The following is a 21536-nucleotide window of genomic DNA, read 5'->3' as shown; positions in this document are numbered from 1 at the left end:
GTTCATCCGGCGGTGCATAGGAGTGGGCATGATCCACGCCCTCATCGCCGCCGCGCTCACGCTTCAGGCCGCGCCAGCTGCGCCTGCGCCGCCTGTCAGCCTCGAAGACCTCACCCTTCAGCAATCCGCCGCCTTGCGCTGCGCGGTCGCATTCGCCTTTGTCAGTGATTGGCAGAAGGCAGGCGATGCGCGCGGCGCTGCGGGACCGCTGGGTCTCGATCAGGACGGCGGGCGCGAATTCTTCGTGCGCACCATCGCGCAATTGATGGATGATCGCGGGCTAGACCGGCGCGGCGCGTTCGATCTGATCGCGCTGCAGGGCGAGCGGCTGAAGGCCAGCCCGGATGATATCCCGGCGATGATGCCCGCCTGCCTGCTGATGAAGTCCGCTGCCGGGCTGTAAGCATCGACATATCCCCCGTGCCCACCCCATGCGCTGCTGGATTTGCCCCGGAAAATGAGGCAAGGATAACCGCGACATGTGGCAACTCCATCAATTCCCGCTCTGCCCGTTCAGCCGCAAGATCCGCCTGCTGCTGAGCGAGAAGAACATCGCCTATGATCTGGTGCGCGAGGATCCGTGGGCAGCGTCGGACATGTTCTTCAACCTCAACCCGGCCGGACGCACGCCGGTGATCGTTAATCCCGAAAAGAATATCGCCATCGCCGATAGCCGCGCGATCGCCGAATATTTCGAAGAGACGGTCGAACGCACGCCGATGATCAACGGCACCGCCACCCAACGCGCCGAGATCCGCCGGCTGGTCGCGCTGTTCGACGAGAATTTCTACGCCGATGTCACCGCGCCCCTGCTGTCCGAACGGATGCGCAAACGCATCCTGCGCCAGCCGCCTGATAGCGGCGCACTGCGCAACGCGATGAAGCTGGCCCACGGCCATCTCGACTATCTCGACTGGCTGATCGACAATCGCCCGTGGGTGGCGGGATCCACCATGAGCCTCGCCGATCTGGCGGCGGCAGCGCAGATATCGGTCGCGGATTATCTCGGCGGGATCGACTGGGCCGGGCACGAACAATCGCGCGGCTGGTATGCCGTGTTCAAGAGCCGCCCGAGCTTCCGCCCACTGCTGACCGAGCGGATGGACGTGATCCAGCCGCCTGCGCATTATGCGCTGGTTGATGGGTGATTGGCGCAACGCTTGCGAATTTCCTCTCGCGCTCTGATATTGCAGGTAAGCAGAGAGGATAATTCATGGACAACCCAGACCCCCGCAGCCTGACCGACGCCGAATGGCGCGAGAAGCTCGACCCGATGCAGTACCACGTGCTGCGCGAAGCGGGCACCGAACGCGCCTTCACCGGCGAATATGACAAGTTCTATGACGAGGGCGAATATCACTGCGCCGCCTGCGGCACGCAGCTGTTCTATTCCACCGCCAAGTACAATTCCGGCTGCGGCTGGCCCGCCTTCACCAAGCCTGCCGACGAAGAGGTGGTGGAGGAGCACCGCGACACGGCTTACGGCATGGTCCGCACCGAAGTGCGCTGCGGCAAGTGCGGCGGGCATCTGGGCCATGTGTTTCCAGACGGCCCACCCGAACACGGCGGCCTGCGCTACTGCATCAATTCCGCCGCGCTGGTGTTTACCCCGGCCGACAGCTGAGGCGTGCCTGCCGCAACGGGGGACAGGGCGGCCGGCGCGGTTCACCCCCGGTTACAACTTGCCTATGCACAGGTCCGCCGCGCCCGGTCGTGACGGGCAGTAACGGATAGAACGTCAGGCCATGTCCAAAAGGGGTGACCGGTTGCAGAACAAGGGTGCGCGCGGAAGCCGCCGGGCAGCAGTAGAGCGGGCCGATGCTCCGCCTGCGCGCAGCAAGGCGAGCGGCGGCAGCAGCGGCGCGGGCAAGCCGCCCTCGCGCTTGCGTGCATGGCTGAAGCGCGGGTTCTGGATCGCTGGCGGGCTGGCGCTGCTGGGCGTCATATTCCTCGGCTTTGCGGTCGGCTTTGCAGCGCGATCGATTCCCAGCTATTCCGCGCTTGTGGCCAACCAGCCGGGCCAGACGATCGTGGTGCGCGCGCGTGACGGGCGCGAAATCGTCGAATTGGGGCCGAGTTTCGGCGAGTGGCTCGATTACGACGAAATCCCCGACAACATGAAGAACGCGATGATCGCGGTCGAGGACAAGCGGTTCCACTCGCATATCGGGGTCGATCCCGTACGTCTGACGGGCGCGCTGGTCGAAGGCGTGACCGGATCGCGCGCGCGGCTGGGCGGCACGTCCACCATCACCCAGCAGCTGGCCCGCAACCTGTTCCTCAATTCCAACCGCACCTTCGACCGCAAGGCGCGCGAGGCGGTGCTGGCGCTGGCGCTCGAATGGAAGTTCTCCAAGGAGGAAATCCTCGAGCTGTATCTCAACAAGGTCTATTTCGGCGGCGGCGCCTATGGCGTCGACAGCGCCAGCCGCAAGTTCTTCAGCCACCCCGCGACAGAACTAAGCGTGGGCGAAGCGGCGATCATCGCCGGGCTGGTCAAGGCGCCGAGCCGCTATTCCCCCACCGCCGATGTTCAGGCCGCTGTCGACCGCGCGCAGGTGGTGCTGCGGCTTATGCGCGAGCAGGGCTACATCACGGCCGATCAGGCGATGGTCGATGTCGGCGCGGTGCAATTGAAGGAGGCCGCCGGGCAGAACTCGGTGCGGTATTTCACCGATTGGGTGCTGCCGCAACTCGACATCATCCTGCCCGAAACCTTCGAACCGATCGAGGTGTGGACCACCCTCGACATCGGAATGCAGCGCGCGGCCACCACCGCGATCGAGGCGAATACGCCGGGCGGAGCGCAGGGCGCGCTGGTGAGCCTTGACCGGGACGGCGCGATCCTCGCGCTGGTGGGCGGGACGGATTACGTCGCCACCAATTTCAACCGCGCCACCGCCGCGATGCGCCAGCCGGGGTCGTCGTGGAAGCTGTTCGTCTATCTCGCCGCACTGGAAGCGGGCTACACGCCCGAGGATATGGTGGTCGATACGCCGGTGACGATCGACGGCTGGAGCCCGCGCAATTCCAGCGGTCGCAATATCGGCGAGACCGACCTGCGCACCGCATTCGCCTTTTCGATCAACACGGTCGCAGCGCAGCTCGGCAACGAGGTCGGGTTCGGCACGGTCGCCTCGATGGCGCGGCGGTTCGGCATCACGTCGGAGGTTTCGACCTTCCCGTCGATGGTGCTGGGATCGTCGGAAGTGCGCCTGATCGAAATGACCCGCGCCTTCGCCGTGGTATCGGCGAAGGGGGTGGGGGTGGAGCCCTACGGAATCGCCAAGGTGACAACCGCCGACGGGGAACTGCTCTACCAGCATGAACGCGCGCAGGAACGGACGCTGGTGCCCGATTATGTGGCGGCAGGGATGACCGATCTGTTGCAGGCTGCGGTGCAGACCGGCACTGGCCGTGCAGCGCAGATCGGGCGACCGGTGGCGGGCAAGACCGGCACCACGTCATCGAACAAGGATGGCTGGTTCGTCGGCTTTTCCAGCGGCATCACGACCGGGGTCTGGATGGGCCGCGACGATGCCAAGGCTGTCTCTGGTCTGCAAGGAGGACGCGCCCCGGCGCAGGCGTTTGCGGCCTATATGCGCTATGCGGTCAAGGACCGGGCGATCGAGGAATTCGAAACCACCGTCGAACTGCCCGAATGGCAGCTGGAGCCGGACGAGGAGGCGATGTTCGGCGAGCCGGATGATTATTACTACATCGACGAGCAGGGTAACCTGATCGAACCTGGCCGCCGCGAGCCGACGCCCAGCCCGTTCGGCATTGAAGGGGAGCGGCCTCTTGACCGGGATCGGGACCGTGAACGTGATCGGGAGCGCGAGCGCCCACGTGCACGCCCGCAGGAAGGGCCGCCCGCAGCAAGCCAGGATTTCCTTGAGGAAGCCACCGGCGGCGCAATCCCGCCCGACAATTAAAGATCGGACCGCACGAAAAAGGGCGCCGGGATCTGCTCCCGGCGCCCTTTTTGTGTGCCCTGAGGCTTGCGATCAGCGCAGGCGTACCGGGATGAACGCCGGGGGCTGGTTGCGGCGCTGGATGCGCAGCAGCATGGCCTCGCGGTTTTCGGCGGTGGCGGCGTTGACCTGCGCCAGCAGATCCTCGACCGACGCGATGGCTTGATAATTGGCCGAAAGGATGATGTCGCCGCGGCGCAGGCCCTTGCGCGCTGCGTCCGAATTGGGATCGACCGCGCCGATCACCACACCGCTGGTGTCCACCGGAACCCCGAGCGAGCGGGCGATCTGCGGCGTCATGCCGAGCACCTGCAGGCCGAGCTTTTCCTCGATCGTACCGTCTGAAGTGCCGGGTTCCATCGGCTCTTCGGCATCGGGATCGAAGGTCTGGGCCTGCTGCTGCAATTCAGCTTCGGTCGGGCGCTTGCCGAGCGTGACGTTGAGCGCCAGCTTTTTCCCATCACGCTGCAATTCGACCGGTACCTGCGCGCCCGGTTCGAGATTGGCGACGAGGAACGACACGGTCTGATCGGCGCTTACGTCCTTGCCGTTGACCTTGGTGATGATGTCGCCCGGACGCAGCCCGGCGCGTGCGGCCGGACTGTCGTCCTGCACCGTCTGCACGAACTCGCCCTGGCGCTTTTCGAGGCCCAGCGATGCGGCGAAATCCTCGTTGATCGGGGCAAGGCCCACGCCGAGATAACCGCGCTCGATCTCCTGACCGGCTTTCAGTTGCTCCACGATCGGCGCAGCGATTTCCGCAGGGATGGCAAAGCCGATGCCGACGCTGCCGCCCGAAGGCGAGAAGATCGCGTTGTTGATGCCGATCACATTGCCGCGCATGTCGAACAGCGGGCCGCCCGAATTGCCGCGGTTGATGCTGGCATCGGTCTGGATGTAGCGGTCATAGGCGCCGCCCTGCCCGGTGTTGCGATAGACCGCCGAAATGATCCCGCTGGTTACCGTGCCGCCGAGGCCGAAGGGATTGCCGATTGCGACCACCCATTCGCCCACGCGCGCCGCGCTGGAATCCCCGAAGGTGACGAAGGGGAAGGTCCGGCTGGCATTGATCTTGAGCACGGCAAGATCGCTCGCCGCGTCGGAGCCGACAAGTTCCGCCTCGTATTCCGTCCCGTCGGGCATGGTGACGGTGATTTCTTCCAGCGTCGCATTGGTGTTGGGCGGCGAAACAACGTGGTTGTTGGTGACGACGAAGCCGTCGGCCGAAATGATGAAGCCCGAACCCAGCGACTGCGCCTCTCGCGTCTGCGGCTGGTTGCCGCCGCGGCGGTTGAACAGTTCCGCAAACGGCGTGCCCGCAAACGGGTTGTTGCTTACTTCGATCCGCTGGCGGGTGGAGATGTTGACCACCGCCGGTTGCAACTGCGCGGTGAGATCGGCGAAGCTGGCAGGCGCGCCGGCAACCGGCACCACCCGGTCCATCACCGCATCATCGTTCTGTGCCACCTGCGCGCCCAACGGCGTGCCGGTGATCAGCGAGATCGTAGCGCCGCCGACCAGCAGCGCGCTCGTGAGTCCATATACATAGCGCACTTTGTTCACGTCCTCTTGATCCTTATCTTGTGTGGAATGCGCGGAAGACCCGCCGCGTTCCCCAAACTCTGTCTCAGCGACTACGCGGGCGTGCCGCCAAACATGCCCGATGCGCGCCTGAAAAAGCGTTCCGGCCCTGAACACCAATTGAACGCGGCGCCCCATTCGCCGGACGTCAAAGGAAGTCCGTCCAACGACGTTCAGCGCTGGCCCTGGAACTGCCGGAAATATTCGCTGTCGTCCGACAGGACCATGGCCGAACTGCCTTCACCGCTCAGGAAGGTCTGGCGATAGCTCTGCATGGCGCGGTAGAAATCGTAAAAGGCAGGGTCCTTGTTATAGGCATCGGCATAGATCCGCGCGGCGTCGGCCTGGGCTTCGGCCAGAATGATCTGCGCATCGCGATTGCCCGCGGCACGGATTGTCGCAGCTTCTTCCTGACGGTCGGTTTCCATCCGGGTGAAGGCGGCGTCGAGCGGGCGGCCTTCGGGCAAGTCGGCCGCCTTGATCCGCACGTCCAGCACCTGCGCGCCGTAATTGCGCGCCTGTTCGTCAAGCGTACGGGTGATGTTGGCCATCGCCGTGCCCCGTTCGGCACTGATCAGCGAGGCGAACGGACGCCGCCCCAGTTCCTGCCGCACCACCGAGGTGAGGATCGGCAGCAACTGTGTTTCCAGCACGCGTTCGTTGCCGGCGCGTTCGACCAGCTTGACCGGATCGATGATGCGATAGCGCGCATAGGCATCCACTTGCAGGCGCTGCTGATCGTTGGAGAGCACCTGCGTGCGCTCCATATCGAGATCGAGCACGCGGCGATCGACCATCTGGACCTGTTCGACGAAGGGAATGCGCAACTGCACTCCGGCGCCGGTCTGGCCATAGGGCACTTCCGGACGGAACATGTTGTAGATGCGCACCGGCTGACCGGTACGAACAACCACCGCCTGATGGGTTTCGGGCACGATCACCACACTGGCGAGCAGCGCCACGATCACCACAGCGACAGCGATGATCACCGCCTTGTAGTTTTGTTTGAGGGCGTTCATCGCATTATTCTCCCTGCGGCCGCGCTGGCTGCGCCGCGCTTTGCGAGCGACGCTGCAATTCGGGCAGCGGCAGATAGGGTGTTACATTGCCGGATTCGACGATCGTCTTGTCGGTCTTGGACAACACCGATTCCATGGTCTCGTAATACAGCCGGCGACGGGTCACCTCGGGCGCAAGGCGGTATTCCTCGTAGATATTGTTGAACTCGCTGGCATCACCCTGCGCGCGGGCGAGTTGTTGCTGCGCCACCGCACGCGAGCGGTTGATCGCGGCGTCGGCATCCTGCTGGGCCGAGGACACGTCCTTGAACGCTTCTTCCACGCGGCCCGGCGGATCGACCTTGTTGATCTCGATGCCTTGCACGGTGATGCCCGAACGATAAGCATCGAGCCGCGCCTGCATGCGCTGGTTCACGTCCTGTTCGATCTCGGCGCGGCCTTCGCCGGTCAGCACCGTATCCAGACCCCTGCGTGCCACTGCGGCGCGCATCGCCGCTTCGCCGATTTCAAGCAGCGCGTTGCGCGGATCGTTGAGCTGGTACTTGTACAGCGCGAGATCGGAGATGTTCCAGCGGATCAGGTAGCTGAGATCGACCAGGTTCTGGTCGGAGGTCAGGATCAGCTTTTCGGTGTTAGTGCCGGGAATTTCTTCCGAACGGATCTGGGTCACGTTCTCTTTCTCGACCATCTGGATCGGCCACGGCGCAGTCCAGTTGGTGCCAGAATCGAGCGTGGTCGAATACTTCCCGCCGAGCCAGGTCACGATCGCCTGTTCGCCCGGCTGGATGAAGTGCACGCTGCTGACGGCAAGCCACAACGCTGCGACCCCGCCGACGATCACCGGAACCCAGCTTTTGCCGCCGGGCCGTTCGGGCAGACGGAAGGTCGGACCGCCCGGGCCGCCGCCGCCGGAACGGCGCGGGCCTTCGGGGCCGCGGCCCTTGAAGATATCCTCGATACTGGCCGAACGCCGCTTTCCGGGCTCGCCGCCGCCGGACGGCAGCCACGGGTTGCGCGGGCCGCCCCCGTCGCCGCCCGAACCGCGATCCGCGCTCGGGCCATCCACGCCGGGCTCATCACCCTTGCCGGCATTGCCCCAGGGGTTCTTGTTGCCAGCCATGGCAAGGCCGCGAGCGGCCCCGCCAAGACGTTCTCTCCAACCGTCCAATCTTTGCATAATGCCCTTATAGGTATGCCTTGCAGCGAAAAACAGGGGTTGGCTGCGTGAAATTGATGGTAGAGGCGTGGCGTAATGAGCAAGCCACAGGATTCAACCCGCCAGCCCCCCCGTCAAATCGGGGCAGAAGAAGCGCTGATTCGCGCTGCCCTGACGCCCGAAATCAATCATCGCGTGCGGTCGGCACGGATGGTCGCGGGGCGCGCGGTGATCGTGGCCGAGGCGGGTGATCTGTCCCCTACCGACCGCGCGGCGCTGGAGGCAGACATCACAGCCGCGCTTTCTCCGCTGTCGGGGGTGGACGAAGTGCGCGTCGCGCTGACCGGCGAGCGCCGCCGCCGCCGCCTGATTGCGGTGGGATCGGGCAAGGGCGGGGTCGGCAAGTCGACGCTCACCACCAATCTCGCAGTCGCGCTCGCACGGATGGGCCGCAAGGTCGGCGTGATCGATGGCGACATCTACGGCCCTTCGCAGCCCAAGCTGCTCAAGACCGAGGGGATCAAGCCCGGCGCTACGCCGGAAGGCGACAAGCTGGTGGCGATCGATAGTCCCTACGGGGTCAAGGTGTTGTCGATGGGTCACATCGTTGCGCCGGGCAAGGCGCTGGCATGGCGCGGGCCGATGACGGGCAAAGCGCTGAGCCAGCTGGTCGACGCCGAATGGGGTGATACCGATCTGCTGCTGGTCGACCTGCCGCCGGGAACGGGCGACGTGCAGCTGTCGATGCTGTCCGCGCACAAGCCCGATGGCGCGATACTGGTTTCGACCCCGCAGGATCTCGCGCTGATCGATGCCGCGCGCGCCGGGCAATTGTTCGAACAGGGCGAGGTGCCGATCATCGGGCTGGTCGAGAACATGGCGGGCTATTGCTGCCCCGAATGCGGCCATATCAGCGACCCCTTCGGTTCGGGCGGGGTGGAAAAATTCGCCGCCGCGCTGGAAATCCCGTTCCTCGGCCGGGTGCCGTTGACGCTGGAAACACGGATCGCGGGCGACAAGGGCGAGCCTCCCGCCGCCGGCGATGGCGATGCCGCCGCGCCGTTCGTGGCAATCGCGCAGAAGCTGGCACGCTGGCTCGAAACCGGGACGGTCTGATCGATGGCTGTGTCGCGGCGGGGCGTGCTGGCCGGAGCGGCGGCAGGCGGAGGCCTGCTGGTGGCGTGGTGGCTGATGCCGCGCGCCTACCGCACCCCGCTGGTCGCGGCGCGCGGCGAACATATTTTCGGCGCGTGGCTCAAGATCGCCGCCGATGGCGTGGTAACGGTTGCTGTCCCGCAGCTAGAAATGGGGCAGGGGATCACCACGCTGCTGCCGCAGATCGTCGCGCATGAGCTGGGGGCCGACTGGCGGCAGATCGCGGTCGAGCCCGCGCCGGTTTCGGGCGCCTATGGCAATGTCCCGCTGGCGCAGAAATGGATCGCGCTGTGGGATCCGCTCGCTGCCGGTCTCTCGGCGCGCACCGATGGGCTGATGGCGGCGCGGTTCGCGGGCGCACAGCGTTTCAACGCGACCGCGGAAGGAACCTCGCTCGCCGCCTATGAAACAACCTGCCGCGAAGCTGCCGCCGCTGCCCGTGCGATGCTGGCGCAGGAGGCCGCATCGCGCTGGGGTGTGACATGGGAGGAGTGCGAGGTCGAAGGCGGCTTCGTTATTCACGGTAGCCAGCGCGCGAGTTTCGGCGAGTTGGCAGAAGGCGCCGCAGGGTTCGCTCCGCCCGATCCGCCGCCCTTGCGCCCCGAACCCTTGCGCGAAGCGCCGCTGCCTGCCGATTCCGATCAGGCCCCCGCCTATCCCCGGCTAGATCTGCCGTCCAAGGTTGATGGTTCCTATCGCTTTGCCGGAGACGTGCGCCTGCCCGGCATGGTGTTCGCCTCGATCCGCCACGGCCCGGTCGACGATTCCGAGTTGGCCGGGTTCGATCGCGATGCCGCCGCCGGTATCCGCGGGCTGGCGGGGATCGTCGAAAGCAAGCGCTGGCTGGCGGTCGCCGCCGATACATGGTGGAGCGCCGATGCGGCGCTGGACGCAATGAAGCCCAAATTCGCAGTCGCCGCGCCGGTCAGCAGCAATGAAATCGCTGCCAAGCTCGATACGGTGCTTACCGGCGGGGAAGGGTTCACGATTGCCGAAACCGGGTTCGGCGCTGCCGCGATGACGCGGGTCGACATGGGCCGCCGGTACGAGATCGAGCCGCATCACGCAGCGCCGGTCGAAACGGCCTGCGCCGCAGCCCGCTTTGCCGATGGGCGGCTCGATCTGTGGATGGCAAGCCAGGCGCCCGAACAGGCGCGCATCGCCGCTGCCCGCGCGATCGGTATCGCGACCGAGAACGTGGCGCTTTATCCGATGCCCGCTGGCGGCAGTTTCGACGCGCGGCTGGAGCACGACCACGCAATCGAAATCGCGCTGATCGCCCGCGCCCTCGGCCGTCCGGTGCAGCTGACATGGCCGCGCCGGGACGAGATGATCCGCAGCCGCCCGCGTCCACCCGCATGGCTGCTGTTGGGCGCGCAGCTGTCCGAGGCTGACGAGGGGGCCATCGATGCCTTGCGCGTCCGCATCGCCACTCCGCCCGCCGCGCGCGAATTCGGCAAGCGTCTGTTCGGCAATCTCACCAGCATGGCGGCGATCCGCGAAACCAGCGGCGAGCCCGACCCGCTGGCCTGCGAAGGCGCGGTACCGCCGTATGATCTGCCCGGTGTGGTGGTCGAGCATGTGCCGGTGGAAATCGGCCTGCCGGTCGGCCGGGTGCGCGGCAATTCTCACGGGCCGACGACCTTCGCCATCGAAAGTTTCATCGATGAGATCGCGGCCAAATACGGGCGCGAGCCCCTGTCATTCCGGATGGCGATGCTCGGCAGTGATGTGCGGCTGGCGGCGTGCCTGCAACGCGCAGCGCAGCTGGCCGGATGGGACGGCGGCGCCGACCAGAGCGGCCAAGGCCTCGCCTGCGCACGCATCGGCGACGGGCCGGAAGCGGCGCGCATCGCCTGCGTCGCCACCGCGCGTCAGGGCGAGGGCGGGGTGCGCGTCATCCAGCTGGCCGCAGCCGTCGACATCGGGCGGATCGTCAATCACGACATCGCCCGCCAGCAGATCGAAGGCGGGCTGGTGTTCGGCATGGGCATCGCGCTGGGCAATCCGTTCAAGCTGCGCAGCGGGATGCCTGAAACCATCGACTATGATCTTATGGGCCTGCCGGTGCTGGCCGATTGCCCGGCAATGCGCATCGAATTCATCGCGAGCGAAGCCCCGCCGGCCGATCCGGGCGAGCTTGGCGCGGTGGTCGCCCCGCCGGCGATTGCCAACGCGCTGTTTTCGGCTACAGGCTTGCGGCTGAGACGATTGCCCCTACTTTCGGACGGCATATGACCCGGACAAAATTGCAACACCTTGTCCGGGCCGCCGCTTGTGCCCGGAAACGAAACCCCTGCGAGACGTTGGGACGGCTATGACCTGGCAGACCCAGCGCCTTCCGGGCGACCATCCCCCTGTTTCGAGCGGCTTGATCGGCGTATTGCTGGTCAATCTGGGTACGCCCGACGGGCCGGACCCGGATTCGGTGCGGCGTTATCTCAAGCAGTTCCTGTCCGACCGGCGCGTGATCGAGATCCCGCCGATCGCGTGGCAGCCGATCCTGCGCGGGATCATTCTCAACACCCGCCCTCAGAAGAGCGCCAGGGCCTATGCCAAGATCTGGACCGACCGTGGATCGCCGCTGGCGGACATCACCGCAGGGCAGGCCGAAGCGATGGTGGGCCGGTTCGGCGACAAGGTCGTGGTCGATTACGCGATGCGTTACGGCAATCCTTCGATCGAGCAGCGGATTGGCGAACTGATGGCCAAGGGCTGCGACCGCATCCTGATTGCGCCGATGTATCCGCAATATTGTGCCGCCACCACCGCGACCGTGTTCGACGAGGTCGCGCGCGTGCTGGGCGATATGCGCTGGCAGCCGGCGATGCGGTTCGTGCCGCCCTATCATGATGATCCCAATTATCTTGGCGCGCTTGCTGATGATCTGAGCCGACAGGTGCAAGGCCTCGCCTTCCGACCCGAAGTGATGCTGCTGAGCTTCCACGGGATGCCGCTGCGCACGCTCGAAAAGGGCGATCCCTATTACTGCCACTGCTCCAAGACTTCGCGGCTGCTGCGCGAGCAACTGGCCGAGCGGCCGGAATTCGCGGGTGTCCGGTTCGAAACGACATTCCAGTCGCGCTTCGGCCCGGCGCGCTGGCTGGAACCGTCGACCGACACGACTCTGATCGAGGAAGGGCAGAAGGGCACCAAGCGTCTGGTCGTCGCCGCGCCCGGCTTTGCCGCCGATTGCGTCGAGACGCTGGAGGAACTGGCGCTGGAGGGCCGCGACGAATTTATCGAGGCAGGCGGCGAGGAATACGCCGTGCTCGATTGCCTCAACACTTCCGGCAGCGGCCTTGCCATGGTCGAAGCGATGCTGCGGCGCGAGCTTTCGGGCTGGATTTAACCGCGCGAGTTATTTACACCAAGGTCAGTTGCTAATCCGAACCTGATACGGAGCGCCGAGACCATCATGGCCACCCTTGCCGAAGCCCCGCCTTCCCGTGATGCCGCCGTGGCGGAAGCGCCCCGCCACTGGAGCGAGCAGCGCATGGGCGAGGCCGATCTCGCGCATATTCCGGGCGATGCGGGCTGGCCGCTGGTGGGCAATACCTTCACCATGCTGGCCGATCCGCACGCCTTTGCCGAGCGGATGATCGCCGCCCATGGCAAGGTCTACAAGAACCGCGCCTTTGGCGGCTGGCAGGTCGCGCTGATCGGCGCGGAAGCCAACGAGCTGCTGTTGTTCAACAAGGACAAGATCTTCTCGTCGGAGCAAGGCTGGGGCCCGATCCTCGACCAGCTGTTCCCGCGCGGGTTGATGCTGATGGATTTCGACCATCACAGGATTGATCGCCGCGCGCTGTCGATCGCCTTCAAGCCCGAACCGATGCGGCACTATTCAGGCGCGCTCAATCGCGGGATCGCCCGCGAAGTGGCAGGCTGGGCGGGGCCGATGGAATTCTATCCCGCGATCAAGAAGCTCACCCTCGATCTCGCCGCCGACAGTTTCATCGGCCTGCCGTGGGGGCCGGAAGCGGACAAGATCAACGCGGCTTTCGTCGATATGGTGCAGGCCTCGGTCGCGCCGGTGCGCAAGCCGCTGCCCTTTACCAAGATGAAGAAGGGCGTCGATGGCCGGGCGTTTCTGGTCGACTACTTCACCAAGGAAACGCTGCGCCGGCGTGCGGAAGGCGGCGGGCAGGACATGTTCAGCCAGTTCGCCACCGCTACCCGCGAGGATGGATCGCTGCTGCCGGTCGACGAAGTGGTCGATCACATGAACTTCCTGATGATGGCCGCGCATGACACGATCACGTCGTCGGCCACATCGCTGATCTATTATCTCGCTGTGAACCCCCAGTGGCAGGAGAAGCTGCGCGACGAGATTTTCGCGGTCACCGGCGGGCCGGACGGTGCGGGCGAGCCGCGCCCGCTCGATTACGACGATCTTGCCAAGCTCGACCTCACCGAAATGGCGTTCAAGGAATCGCTGCGGATGATCCCGCCGGTTCCCTCGATGCCGCGCCGCGCGCTGCGCGAATTCGAATATGGCGGATACCGCATTCCGGCGGGCACGATGGTGGGGATCAACATCTACTGGACCCACCATTCGGAGGAATATTGGGACAATCCCTTCACCTTCGATCCGCTGCGCTTCACGCCCGATCAGGTGAAGGCGCGGCACAAATATGCCTGGGTGCCGTTCGGCGGCGGGGCGCATATGTGCCTCGGCCTGCATTTTGCCTATATGCAGGTGAAGGTGCTGCTGGCGGAGTTGCTGCAACGCTACCGGATCGAAGCCGCGCCCGGGTACAAGCCCGATTGGCAGGACTGGCCTATTCCGCAACCCAAGGATGGGCTGAAGGTGCGTTTCGTGCCTCTGTAAAATGTTTCATGTGAAAAATTGGCGAGCCGGGGTCTAAAAGGGGTCTAGGCGGGATCTATACCCGCTCGATCATTCTGCGCCGCGTGCTTGTCCGGGGCCGACGCCGCAGGCGTCGCAAGCGCGACCGCGCGCCGCGCCTTATGGCGCGGAAGCCAAGCGGCCCGGACGGGCCGCGCCCGGCGCCTGAGGGCGAAAACAAAAAACCTTCAAAAATCCCAGGCGATGCCGTTTTTTTCCCAGTCGCCGTAACGGGTCGGGGAAAGCTCGCGCGGCTCGTCTTTAAGCGGATCGGTCTGTTTGGGCGCGGGCACCGGATCATTGGTCCAATGCGCAGGCTTCCTGAACGCTTTGGCGGCTTCGGATTTCTGTTTGGTCATGTGAAGCAAATGCGCATGCAGGCGCTTGGTTTCAATAAAGGTTCGGCGCGCTTTTGTGGCCGCATCGCCGGGAAGCGAAAAACCGGTTCCCACTTTTCCGCGCGATGCTTTAAGGGCCGCCCATGCCAGCTACCCCCGGATTACCCGTGCGCCGCGCCGCGCTTCGTCTGCTCGATGCCGTATTGCGCCGGGGAGGGACGCTCGAACAGGCTGAAGGCGGCGCGCTGGGCGACATCCGCACCGCGCCCGACCGCGCGCTCGCCAAGGCGATTGCGGGCGAGACCTTGCGCTGGATGACCGATCTCGACGCCCTGATCGACAGCGCGACCAAGCAGAACCTGCCCGATGACGCCAAGGCGCGGATGGTGCTGCGGATCATGCTGACGCAGGCGCTGCGGCTCGACACGCCGCCGCATGCCGTGATCGCGACCGGATTGCCACTGCTGACAGGCGGACCGCGAAGGTTGGCGCATGGCGTGTTTTCGGCGCTGGTAAAGCCGGGCCGAAGCGTGCTGCCCGAAGCGCCGACCTTGCCCGAGGCCGCCCGCGCTCGTTGGGGCGAAGACCGCGCCGCCGCGATCGCCCCCGGACTTGCCTTCCCGCCCGAACTCGATCTGGCATTGAAAGACACAGGCGAAACCGAAACCCGGGCCGTCCAGATGGGCGGCATCAGCCTTGCCCCCGGCCATATCCGCCTGCCGCGCGGTGCTGCGGTGGAGAGCCTCGCCGATTTCAAGGCGGGTGATTGGTGGGTGCAGGATCTCGCCGCGTCGATCCCGGCGCGGCTGCTGGGTGCGGGGGAGGGCAAGCACGCGCTCGACCTGTGCGCCGCACCCGGCGGCAAGACGATGCAACTGGCAGCAGCCGGGTGGAATGTCACCGCGCTCGACATGAGCAAGCGGCGGCTTGATCTGCTCAAGGACAACCTGAAGCGCACCGGACTGAAAGCCTCGCCAGTGCGCGCGGACGCTTTGACGTGGGAGCCGAAGCACCGCTTCGATGCCATCCTGATCGACGCGCCCTGCACCGCGACCGGCACCTGCCGCCGTCACCCCGACGTGCTGCACCGTATCGGCGCGCGGCAGATCCCCGAACTGGTGGAACTGCAGCGCGCACTGGCGGCCAAGGCGGCGGAATGGCTCAACCCCGGCGGGGTGATGGTCTATGCGGTGTGCTCGCTGGAGGCCGAGGAAGGTGAGCAACAGGCGGCGTGGATCGACGCCAATTGCGGTCTAAGTCCTGCGCCGATCACGGCGGATGAGCTCCCTGCCGGTCTCGCACCCACACCTGAGGGCTGGCTGCGCACTCACCCGGGAATGCTGCCCGATCAAGGCGGGCTGGACGGGTTTTTTGCAGGGCGGTGGGTGAAGTAACACCCAATCCGTCGCCCCGGACTTGATCCGGGGCTTGGCTTCTTTATCCAACTCCTGCTCAAGAAAAGCCAAGCCCCGTGTCAAGCACGGGGCGACGATGATGAGATGTGTTTGCTACTTCACATATTTCTGAAAGCTCTTGCGCAATTTCATCAGCTTGGGCGGGATCACCGCGAGGCAATAGGGGTTGCGCTGGCCTTCGCCGTCCCAGTATTCCTGATGATAGCCCTCGGCCGGATACCACTCCATTACCTGCGCGCCGCCGTCGAGACCTTCGATAGTGGTCACCGCCATCTTGCCGTTCTCGGCATTCCAGCGCCCGATCGCAGCCTTGGCTTCCTCGCCCTGTTCGGCGGACAGCGGGAAGATCGCTGAACGATATTGCGTGCCGACATCGCCGCCCTGCCGGTTCAACTGCGTCGGATCATGCGTGCCGAGGAACACGTCATACATCTGGCCCAGACTGATCGTGTCGGGATCGTACGTCACCCGGATCGCTTCGGCATGGCCGGTGGTGCCGGTGCACACTTCCTTGTAGGTCGGATCGGGCTTGGTTCCGCCGATATACCCGCTCTCGACCTGGCTCACGCCAACCACATCGCGGAACACCGCTTCGGTGCACCAGAAGCACCCGCCTGCGACAATCACCGTTTCCAAATTGCTCATCGAAATCTCCGCTTATTTCTGCCAGAGATAGGACGGCGGATCGGAAATGCCACTTGTGTGTTCCGGTTCAACTGCATTTCCCAAGGGAGAATACCCATGAAGAAGCTGATCCTTGCCCTCGCCACCGCGAGCGGCCTTGCCATCGCCGCGCCCGTTCTCGCCGATCATCACGGCATGAAGACCGATACCGCGGACTCCTTCCTCAAGACCCACGCCGAGGCATTGTCGGGCGCAATCAATCACCCGACCCGCGCCGAAGATGCCACGCGCGACCAGTTCCGCAATCCGGAAGAAACGCTCGCCTTCTTCCGCGTCGCGCCGGACATGAAGGTCGGCGAATATTCGCCCGGCGGCGGCTGGTATTCGCGCCTGCTGGGTCATTATCTCGGCGGCGAGGGGCAGCTTGTCGGCCTTTACACCAACCCGCTCACCGCCACCTCCGATCCGGCGCGCCAGCAGCGCGTGCGCGACATGGCGGCAGGCTTCGGCGCCGAAGTTGCCGGTTACACCGGTCTGCCCGCGGAAAAGTTTTCCGGCATGACGCTCGATGCCATCCCAGATGACCAGAAGGGCACCTTCGACCGTATCCTGGTGATCCGTGCGCTGCACAGCCCGACCCGTTCGGGCACCGCCGACACCGAGATCCGGGCGATGCGCGAACTGCTCAAGGATGACGGCATGATCGGCATCGTCCAGCACCGTGCGAAGGCCGATGCGGCGTGGTCCTATGCCAATGGTTCGAAGGGATACCTGCGCGAAGCCGACATGATCGATTTCATGCGCCTGCAGGGCTTCGAACTGGTCGAACGCAGCGATATCAACGCCAATCCCAACGATACTGCCGATCACGCGCAAGGCGTGTGGGAAATGCCGCCTTCGCTGGCGACCAAGCGTGAAGACCTGAAGGGCAAGGGCGAAAGCGACCGGATGACTCTTCTGTTCAAGAAGGCACAATAACCCGCTAAGGGAGGCGGCATGACCGCTATCACTGTCGCCGCCCTTCAGCTTGCCTTGGCCTCTGCGGATGAGGCCACCAACATCGCCGCTGTCAGCGTGCTGGTGGAAGAAGCCGCCGCCAAGGGTGCGCAGCTGATCCTGCCGCCCGAGCTGTTTTCGGGCGAATATTTCTGCCGTGACGAGGACGAGGCGCTGTTCGCGCTGGCCCGTCCTTGCGCCGACCATCCCAGCGTGATCGCGATGCAGGAACTCGCCGCGCGGCTGAAGGTGACGATCCCCACCAGCTTTTTCGAGCGGGACGGGCATCACTATTACAACACCCTCGCGATGATCGGCCCCGATGGCGCGCTGATGGGCACCTACCGCAAAAGCCACATTCCCGATGGGCCGGGGTACGAGGAAAAATACTATTTCCGCCCGGGCAATGATGGCTTCAAGGTGTGGGATGTGCCGGGCGAGGATGGCGCGCTGGTCAAGGTCGGCGTCGGCGTGTGCTGGGACCAATGGTATCCCGAAGCCGCCCGGGTGATGGCGCTGCTGGGCGCGGAACTGCTGCTGTATCCTACCGCGATCGGGTCCGAGCCGTATGACGCGGCGCTCGATACCAGCCGGATGTGGCGACGCGCGATGATCGGCCATGCGGTGTCGAACTGCATGCCGGTGGTCGCCAGCAATCGCATCGGCCCGGAAGGCCCGGCAGAGCGCGCGCAAAGTTTCTACGGCCATTCCTTCATCACCGACGAGTGGGGCGATTACCTCGCCGAATATGGCGCGGCGGAAAGCGGCGTGCTGATCGCCCGGCTCGATCTGGCACGTGCGGCGATGCATCGGGCGGGCATGGGCTTCTTCCGCGACCGCCGCCCGCAGCTTTATGGCCGGATCGCCGAAGATATCTAGATCGGCACCCGCTTGAGCAGCCTTTACCTGATCGCGCTGGGCAGCAACCGGCGGCACGGCCTCTATGGCCCGCCGCCGCAAGTTGTGCGCGCCGCGATGGAGGAGTTCGCCGTTTTCGGCACGGTCCTGTCCCGCTCGCCGGTGATCGCCAGCGCAGCCATGGGCGCGGCCCGGCGGCAGTTTGCCAACGCTGCGCTGGTGCTGGAAAGCGACCTTGCGCCGTCCGCCTTGCTGGCCGCGTGCAAACGCACCGAGCGCGCCTTCGGGCGGCGGCCCGGACAGCGCTGGGGCGACCGCGTGCTCGATTGCGATATCGTGCTGTGGAGCGGCGGGCTCTGGCGATCGGGAGGGGCATCGGCGGGCCTCGCCATCCCGCACCCGGCGTTCCGCAATCGCACCTTTGTGCTCGGCCCGGCGGCGGCGATCGCCCCGCGCTGGCGCGATCCGGTGAGCGGATTGAGCCTGTCGCAACTCCATGCCCGCTTGACCCGCCCGCGCCCCCTGCCTAGGTGAGCCCCGCTCCCGGCGCCGAAGCCGGAGCATGTGGGCCCGTAGCTCAGTAGGTAGAGCAGCTGACTTTTAATCAGCGGGTCACAGGTTCGAATCCTGTCGGGCTCACCATTATTGTTTCCCGCTGCCCCTGCGGGCTGCGACGTCTTCGCTCGCGCGCCCTTCGGGCGCGTCTCTGCGCGACCGGCGGGTGTGCCACTCCGGCGTTATGGGCTTGCCTCACATCCCGCGGGGCAGGGCCACCTTGGTGCAGGTCATCGGGGCCATCCGGCCGACCGTCCACATGGCCTCGTTGCCGTTCGACCAGAACTGGTGGGTCGCGCTCATGTATTTCGCGCCCGAGGCTGCGCGTTCGGCGGGGATGGTGACGGGGGCATTGTCGTTCATCTGCACCATCACGCTGCCTGCATCGACATAATCGACCTTGAGCCGCGTTCCGCCGCCGCAATCATAATAGGTGCTCGCGCCCGGCCCGCCGACGCTTTCGTTGCACGCGCCGAGCGCGATGGTGCCGGCAAGCAGGACTGTGATCGCGAATTTCATGTGCCATTCTCCCCCTTTATGGCGGGAAGATAACCCACGTCCGCGCCGGCTCAAAGCGCCGAATCGCTGCCCCGCCGATCCAGCCAGCGCGCTGCGCGCACCCCGAAGGTGATGAGGAAGGGCACCAGAACGAGGCTGAGCACAACCTTGGCGATCACCTGTCCGATCAGCAGATTCATGATCGGGAACAGGCCATAAAACGCCAGCGTGATGAAGATCACCGAATCGACCGCCTGACTGAGCGCCGAGGCCACCGCGCCGCGGACCATCAAGCCGATGGTCGATTCCGCGCCTTCGCCCTTCAACCGGTCGAAAATCCAGATGTTGAGCAGCAGCGAGGTGATGTAAGCCGCCGGGCCTGCCGCCCAGACGCGCCACACGGTCGAATGCACCCGTTCGAACGCGATCAGATCATCGGCCCGGTCTGCCGCCATCTCGGTCGAGGCGGGCAGGTTCAGCACCAGCGCCATCAGCAACGAAGAAATCAACAGCGGCAGGAACCCCCACCACACCATCCTTTGTGCAAATGTGCGCCCGTATAGCTGCGACAGGGTGCTCGAGATAACCACCAGCAGCAGGAACGCGAAGATCCCGCTCTCCACCGCCAGATCAGTCGGCCACAATTGCACCTGCTTGAACGCCAGCACGCCTGCCAGCACCGTCATCCCGCCATACAGCAGCGTGAATACGAACAGGCCCAAGGGCATCGTCAGGGCGGAGGAGGGCGCCGCAGGCTGGGTGTCGTTCATCGACAAAGGCGTAGCCAGCACACCGGCAAAAGAAAAGCGCCGGACGCCGCGCTGTCACCACAATGTCGTATCGCGCTGCGGTTCCCGGCTTGCAACTGCCTGCGCAAACTGCCACGCCCGCGCCACGGCAGCGGCAGAGCCAATCACCGCGTGCCGCAAGGGATCAGTTCGCTTTTGCGCGCAACAAGGGGCAATTCGCAGCCGTGAACGAGAGTATCACGTCCATCCTGCTGAGCCTGGCAGGGGTCGTCGCCATTCTGGCCATCGCCTTCATGCTGTCCTCCGCCAAGCGCAAGATCAATCTGCGCGTGGTCGGATCGGCGTTCGCGTTGCAGGCCTTCACCGCGTTGATCGTGCTGCGCACCGATATCGGCGTGGCGGTGATCGGCGGGCTTTCGGGCGGGGTGATCGCGCTGCTCGATTTTTCCAAGGTCGGCATCACCAGCGTGTTCGGGCCGATGGAGAGCAATCCCTTCGCCAACACCTTCGTGATCGCCGCATTGCCGGTGATCGTGTTCTTCGCCGCGATCGTCTCGATCCTCTACCACCTCGGCATCATGCAGCGGCTGGTGCGCTGGGTGGGCGGGGCGATCGGCTGGATCACCGGCATCAGCCGGGTCGAGGCGCTGGGCGCGGCGGCGAATATTTTTGTCGGCCAATCGGAAAGCCCGCTGGTGGTGCGGCCCTATCTCGCTTCGCTCTCGCCCGCGCGGCTGTTCACGCTGATGGTGGTCGGCATGGCGGGCGTGGCGGGGACCATTCTGGCGGCATATGCCAGCTTTATCGGCACAGACGCCGTCCCGTTCCTGTTGGCGGCGGCGTTCATGTCGGCGCCGGGCGGGATCCTGATGGCGAAGATCATCATGCCCGATGATGCGCCCGTCGCACCGGGGCAGGACAATGCGGTTGCCGCCGCCGCCGTGATGCGCGCGCGGGGCAAGGCCAACGCCGTGGCGGAGGCGACCCGCGTGGTGATGTATGACGAAAACGGGCAGGAAGTGGAATTGCCGCAAGCCCGGATCAGCGCTGTCGGGCCTGCAGGAATGGTTGAAAGCGGCAAGTCCGACGAAGTGATGGCCGCCGAAACCTTCGAGGAAGGCCATCGTCCGGCCAACATCATCGAAGCCGCGGCGCAGGGCACGCAGACGGGCGTCAAGCTGGCGGTCGCGGTGGGCGCGATGGTGATGGTGTTCGTCGCGCTGGTGGCGCTCGCCAACGGGATGCTCGGCGGGATCGGATCGGGCGTCGTCGCTCTTTCCGCCGGGCTCGGAGCGCCGATGGGGCCGGAAACCGCCCTGTGGTTCGAAACCCTCAGCTTCCAGAAACTGCTCGGATACCTGTTCGCGCCGGTGATGTTCCTGATCGGCATTCCCGACTGGGATCAGGCGCGGATCGCGGGCGGGTTGTTCGGCACCAAGATCGTGCTCAACGAATTCGTCGCCTTCATCGATCTGGGCGCGATGACCGGCGACCAGCTGACGGCGCGCAGCCGCGCCATCGTTACCTTCGCCTTGTGCGGGTTCGCCAATTTCAGCTCGATCGCGATCCAGATGGCGGTGACCGGCGGGCTTGCCCCGAACCAGCGGCCGGTGATCGCTCGGCTGGGGCTGAAGGCGCTCGCCGCTGGCAGCCTCGCCAACCTGATGAGCGCCGCGCTGGCGAGCCTGTTTCTGCCGCTGTAATTGCGTGAACGCGAAGTGCGTGACCGCGTGCCTCTTGGCAGGCGCGCGGGCGCGGGTGTAAGG

General features: G+C 65.3%; 20 protein-coding genes and 1 tRNA gene. 14 read left to right on the top strand and 7 right to left on the bottom strand.

The features are described 5' to 3' along the window. Positions 1-28: 28 nt before the first annotated feature. The 4 genes from Q0L48_RS12720 to Q0L48_RS12705 all read left to right on the top strand — a co-directional run bounded on the left by Q0L48_RS12720 (position 29) and on the right by Q0L48_RS12705 (position 3935). The gene (locus tag Q0L48_RS12720) at positions 29-403 is read left to right on the top strand and encodes a hypothetical protein (RefSeq protein WP_296721528.1); all 375 of its coding nucleotides are present in this window, start codon (positions 29-31) and stop codon (positions 401-403) included. 76 nt (positions 404-479) lie between these two features. Further along, positions 480-1148 (top strand): glutathione S-transferase family protein, encoded by a 669-nt coding sequence (locus Q0L48_RS12715; RefSeq protein ID WP_296721527.1) that lies wholly within the window; start codon positions 480-482, stop codon positions 1146-1148. Positions 1149-1213: 65 nt separating this feature from the next. After that, positions 1214-1624 carry a peptide-methionine (R)-S-oxide reductase MsrB gene (gene msrB, locus Q0L48_RS12710; protein ID WP_296721526.1) on the top strand — a complete coding sequence of 137 codons (411 nt, stop codon included), beginning with the start codon at positions 1214-1216 and terminating at the stop codon, positions 1622-1624. A gap of 121 nt (positions 1625-1745) precedes the next feature. Then, a complete protein-coding gene (locus tag Q0L48_RS12705; RefSeq protein ID WP_296721524.1) occupies positions 1746-3935 on the top strand; it encodes a transglycosylase domain-containing protein in 2190 nt (729 codons plus the stop codon). A 72-nt stretch (positions 3936-4007) separates the two neighbouring features. Here Q0L48_RS12705 and Q0L48_RS12700 read toward each other — a convergent pair whose 3' ends face one another. The 3 genes from Q0L48_RS12700 to hflK all read right to left on the bottom strand — a co-directional run bounded on the left by Q0L48_RS12700 (position 4008) and on the right by hflK (position 7694). Beyond that, on the bottom strand, positions 4008-5537 hold the full coding sequence (locus tag Q0L48_RS12700; protein ID WP_296721523.1) for a Do family serine endopeptidase: 1530 nt from the start codon (positions 5535-5537) through the stop codon (positions 4008-4010). A gap of 191 nt (positions 5538-5728) precedes the next feature. Then, a complete protein-coding gene (hflC, locus tag Q0L48_RS12695; protein WP_296721521.1) occupies positions 5729-6574 on the bottom strand; it encodes a protease modulator HflC in 846 nt (281 codons plus the stop codon). Positions 6575-6578: 4 nt separating this feature from the next. Further along, the gene (hflK, locus tag Q0L48_RS12690) at positions 6579-7694 is read right to left on the bottom strand and encodes a protease modulator HflK (RefSeq protein ID WP_296721519.1); all 1116 of its coding nucleotides are present in this window, start codon (positions 7692-7694) and stop codon (positions 6579-6581) included. 132 nt (positions 7695-7826) lie between these two features. Between hflK and Q0L48_RS12685 the strand changes: the two genes are divergently transcribed. The 4 genes from Q0L48_RS12685 to Q0L48_RS12670 all read left to right on the top strand — a co-directional run bounded on the left by Q0L48_RS12685 (position 7827) and on the right by Q0L48_RS12670 (position 13719). After that, positions 7827-8846: an Mrp/NBP35 family ATP-binding protein gene (locus Q0L48_RS12685; RefSeq protein WP_296721517.1), complete on the top strand. Its 1020-nt coding sequence runs from the start codon at positions 7827-7829 to the stop codon at positions 8844-8846. Positions 8847-8849: 3 nt separating this feature from the next. Beyond that, the gene (locus Q0L48_RS12680) at positions 8850-11123 is read left to right on the top strand and encodes a molybdopterin cofactor-binding domain-containing protein (protein WP_296721515.1); all 2274 of its coding nucleotides are present in this window, start codon (positions 8850-8852) and stop codon (positions 11121-11123) included. A 79-nt stretch (positions 11124-11202) separates the two neighbouring features. Next, positions 11203-12237 carry a ferrochelatase gene (gene hemH, locus Q0L48_RS12675; RefSeq protein ID WP_296721513.1) on the top strand — a complete coding sequence of 345 codons (1035 nt, stop codon included), beginning with the start codon at positions 11203-11205 and terminating at the stop codon, positions 12235-12237. 66 nt (positions 12238-12303) lie between these two features. After that, on the top strand, positions 12304-13719 hold the full coding sequence (locus Q0L48_RS12670; RefSeq protein WP_296721511.1) for a cytochrome P450: 1416 nt from the start codon (positions 12304-12306) through the stop codon (positions 13717-13719). A 206-nt stretch (positions 13720-13925) separates the two neighbouring features. On the opposite strand, the gene Q0L48_RS16690 is transcribed toward Q0L48_RS12670, so the two are convergent. Beyond that, positions 13926-14189, bottom strand: a complete 264-nt coding sequence (locus tag Q0L48_RS16690; RefSeq protein WP_367274042.1) for a DUF1674 domain-containing protein — start codon at positions 14187-14189, stop codon at positions 13926-13928. Between the two features lie 29 nt (positions 14190-14218). Between Q0L48_RS16690 and Q0L48_RS12660 the strand changes: the two genes are divergently transcribed. After that, a complete protein-coding gene (locus Q0L48_RS12660) occupies positions 14219-15469 on the top strand; it encodes an RsmB/NOP family class I SAM-dependent RNA methyltransferase (protein ID WP_296721509.1) in 1251 nt (416 codons plus the stop codon). A 114-nt stretch (positions 15470-15583) separates the two neighbouring features. On the opposite strand, the gene msrA is transcribed toward Q0L48_RS12660, so the two are convergent. Then, on the bottom strand, positions 15584-16135 hold the full coding sequence (msrA, locus tag Q0L48_RS12655; RefSeq protein ID WP_296721508.1) for a peptide-methionine (S)-S-oxide reductase MsrA: 552 nt from the start codon (positions 16133-16135) through the stop codon (positions 15584-15586). Between the two features lie 96 nt (positions 16136-16231). Here msrA and Q0L48_RS12650 point away from each other — a divergent pair, with 96 nt between their 5' ends. The 4 genes from Q0L48_RS12650 (at position 16232) to Q0L48_RS12635 (ending at position 18610) form a co-directional block, all read left to right on the top strand. Further along, the gene (locus tag Q0L48_RS12650; protein ID WP_296721506.1) at positions 16232-17092 is read left to right on the top strand and encodes a methyltransferase; all 861 of its coding nucleotides are present in this window, start codon (positions 16232-16234) and stop codon (positions 17090-17092) included. Between the two features lie 18 nt (positions 17093-17110). Further along, on the top strand, positions 17111-17989 hold the full coding sequence (aguB, locus tag Q0L48_RS12645) for an N-carbamoylputrescine amidase (RefSeq protein ID WP_296721503.1): 879 nt from the start codon (positions 17111-17113) through the stop codon (positions 17987-17989). A 12-nt stretch (positions 17990-18001) separates the two neighbouring features. Then, a complete protein-coding gene (folK, locus tag Q0L48_RS12640) occupies positions 18002-18502 on the top strand; it encodes a 2-amino-4-hydroxy-6-hydroxymethyldihydropteridine diphosphokinase (protein WP_296721501.1) in 501 nt (166 codons plus the stop codon). 32 nt (positions 18503-18534) lie between these two features. After that, positions 18535-18610 (top strand) — tRNA-Lys (locus Q0L48_RS12635). A gap of 108 nt (positions 18611-18718) precedes the next feature. Here the strand turns inward: Q0L48_RS12635 and Q0L48_RS12630 are convergent. Both Q0L48_RS12630 and Q0L48_RS12625 read right to left on the bottom strand, forming a co-directional pair. Continuing rightward, a complete protein-coding gene (locus Q0L48_RS12630) occupies positions 18719-19042 on the bottom strand; it encodes an MliC family protein (protein ID WP_296721499.1) in 324 nt (107 codons plus the stop codon). A 50-nt stretch (positions 19043-19092) separates the two neighbouring features. After that, positions 19093-19791, bottom strand: coding sequence for a queuosine precursor transporter (locus Q0L48_RS12625; protein WP_296721497.1), 699 nt, complete (start codon positions 19789-19791; stop codon positions 19093-19095). A gap of 203 nt (positions 19792-19994) precedes the next feature. Here Q0L48_RS12625 and Q0L48_RS12620 point away from each other — a divergent pair, with 203 nt between their 5' ends. Next, positions 19995-21473: a nucleoside transporter C-terminal domain-containing protein gene (locus tag Q0L48_RS12620; protein ID WP_296721495.1), complete on the top strand. Its 1479-nt coding sequence runs from the start codon at positions 19995-19997 to the stop codon at positions 21471-21473. The last annotated feature ends 63 nt before the right edge of the window (positions 21474-21536 follow it).

The organism is Erythrobacter sp. (assembly GCF_024305245.1).
Classification (GTDB): domain Bacteria; phylum Pseudomonadota; class Alphaproteobacteria; order Sphingomonadales; family Sphingomonadaceae; genus Erythrobacter.
The sequence above is the reverse complement of the archived record's forward strand: the minus strand, read 5'-3'. Positions and strand labels throughout refer to the sequence as shown.

What these genes read in the sequence shown, in the direction of transcription:
- Q0L48_RS12720 (WP_296721528.1), top strand. Translation starts at nt 29, where the DNA reads ATGATCCACGCCCTCATCGCCGCCGCGCTCACGCTTCAGGCCGCGCCA.
- Q0L48_RS12715 (WP_296721527.1), top strand. Translation starts at nt 480, where the DNA reads ATGTGGCAACTCCATCAATTCCCGCTCTGCCCGTTCAGCCGCAAGATC.
- msrB (WP_296721526.1), top strand. Translation starts at nt 1,214, where the DNA reads ATGGACAACCCAGACCCCCGCAGCCTGACCGACGCCGAATGGCGCGAG.
- Q0L48_RS12705 (WP_296721524.1), top strand. Translation starts at nt 1,746, where the DNA reads ATGTCCAAAAGGGGTGACCGGTTGCAGAACAAGGGTGCGCGCGGAAGC.
- hflC (WP_296721521.1), bottom strand. Translation starts at nt 6,574, where the DNA reads ATGAACGCCCTCAAACAAAACTACAAGGCGGTGATCATCGCTGTCGCT.
- hflK (WP_296721519.1), bottom strand. Translation starts at nt 7,694, where the DNA reads ATGGCTGGCAACAAGAACCCCTGGGGCAATGCCGGCAAGGGTGATGAG.
- Q0L48_RS12685 (WP_296721517.1), top strand. Translation starts at nt 7,827, where the DNA reads ATGAGCAAGCCACAGGATTCAACCCGCCAGCCCCCCCGTCAAATCGGG.
- Q0L48_RS12680 (WP_296721515.1), top strand. Translation starts at nt 8,850, where the DNA reads ATGGCTGTGTCGCGGCGGGGCGTGCTGGCCGGAGCGGCGGCAGGCGGA.
- hemH (WP_296721513.1), top strand. Translation starts at nt 11,203, where the DNA reads ATGACCTGGCAGACCCAGCGCCTTCCGGGCGACCATCCCCCTGTTTCG.
- Q0L48_RS12670 (WP_296721511.1), top strand. Translation starts at nt 12,304, where the DNA reads ATGGCCACCCTTGCCGAAGCCCCGCCTTCCCGTGATGCCGCCGTGGCG.
- Q0L48_RS12660 (WP_296721509.1), top strand. Translation starts at nt 14,219, where the DNA reads ATGCCAGCTACCCCCGGATTACCCGTGCGCCGCGCCGCGCTTCGTCTG.
- msrA (WP_296721508.1), bottom strand. Translation starts at nt 16,135, where the DNA reads ATGAGCAATTTGGAAACGGTGATTGTCGCAGGCGGGTGCTTCTGGTGC.
- Q0L48_RS12650 (WP_296721506.1), top strand. Translation starts at nt 16,232, where the DNA reads ATGAAGAAGCTGATCCTTGCCCTCGCCACCGCGAGCGGCCTTGCCATC.
- aguB (WP_296721503.1), top strand. Translation starts at nt 17,111, where the DNA reads ATGACCGCTATCACTGTCGCCGCCCTTCAGCTTGCCTTGGCCTCTGCG.
- Q0L48_RS12630 (WP_296721499.1), bottom strand. Translation starts at nt 19,042, where the DNA reads ATGAAATTCGCGATCACAGTCCTGCTTGCCGGCACCATCGCGCTCGGC.
- Q0L48_RS12625 (WP_296721497.1), bottom strand. Translation starts at nt 19,791, where the DNA reads ATGAACGACACCCAGCCTGCGGCGCCCTCCTCCGCCCTGACGATGCCC.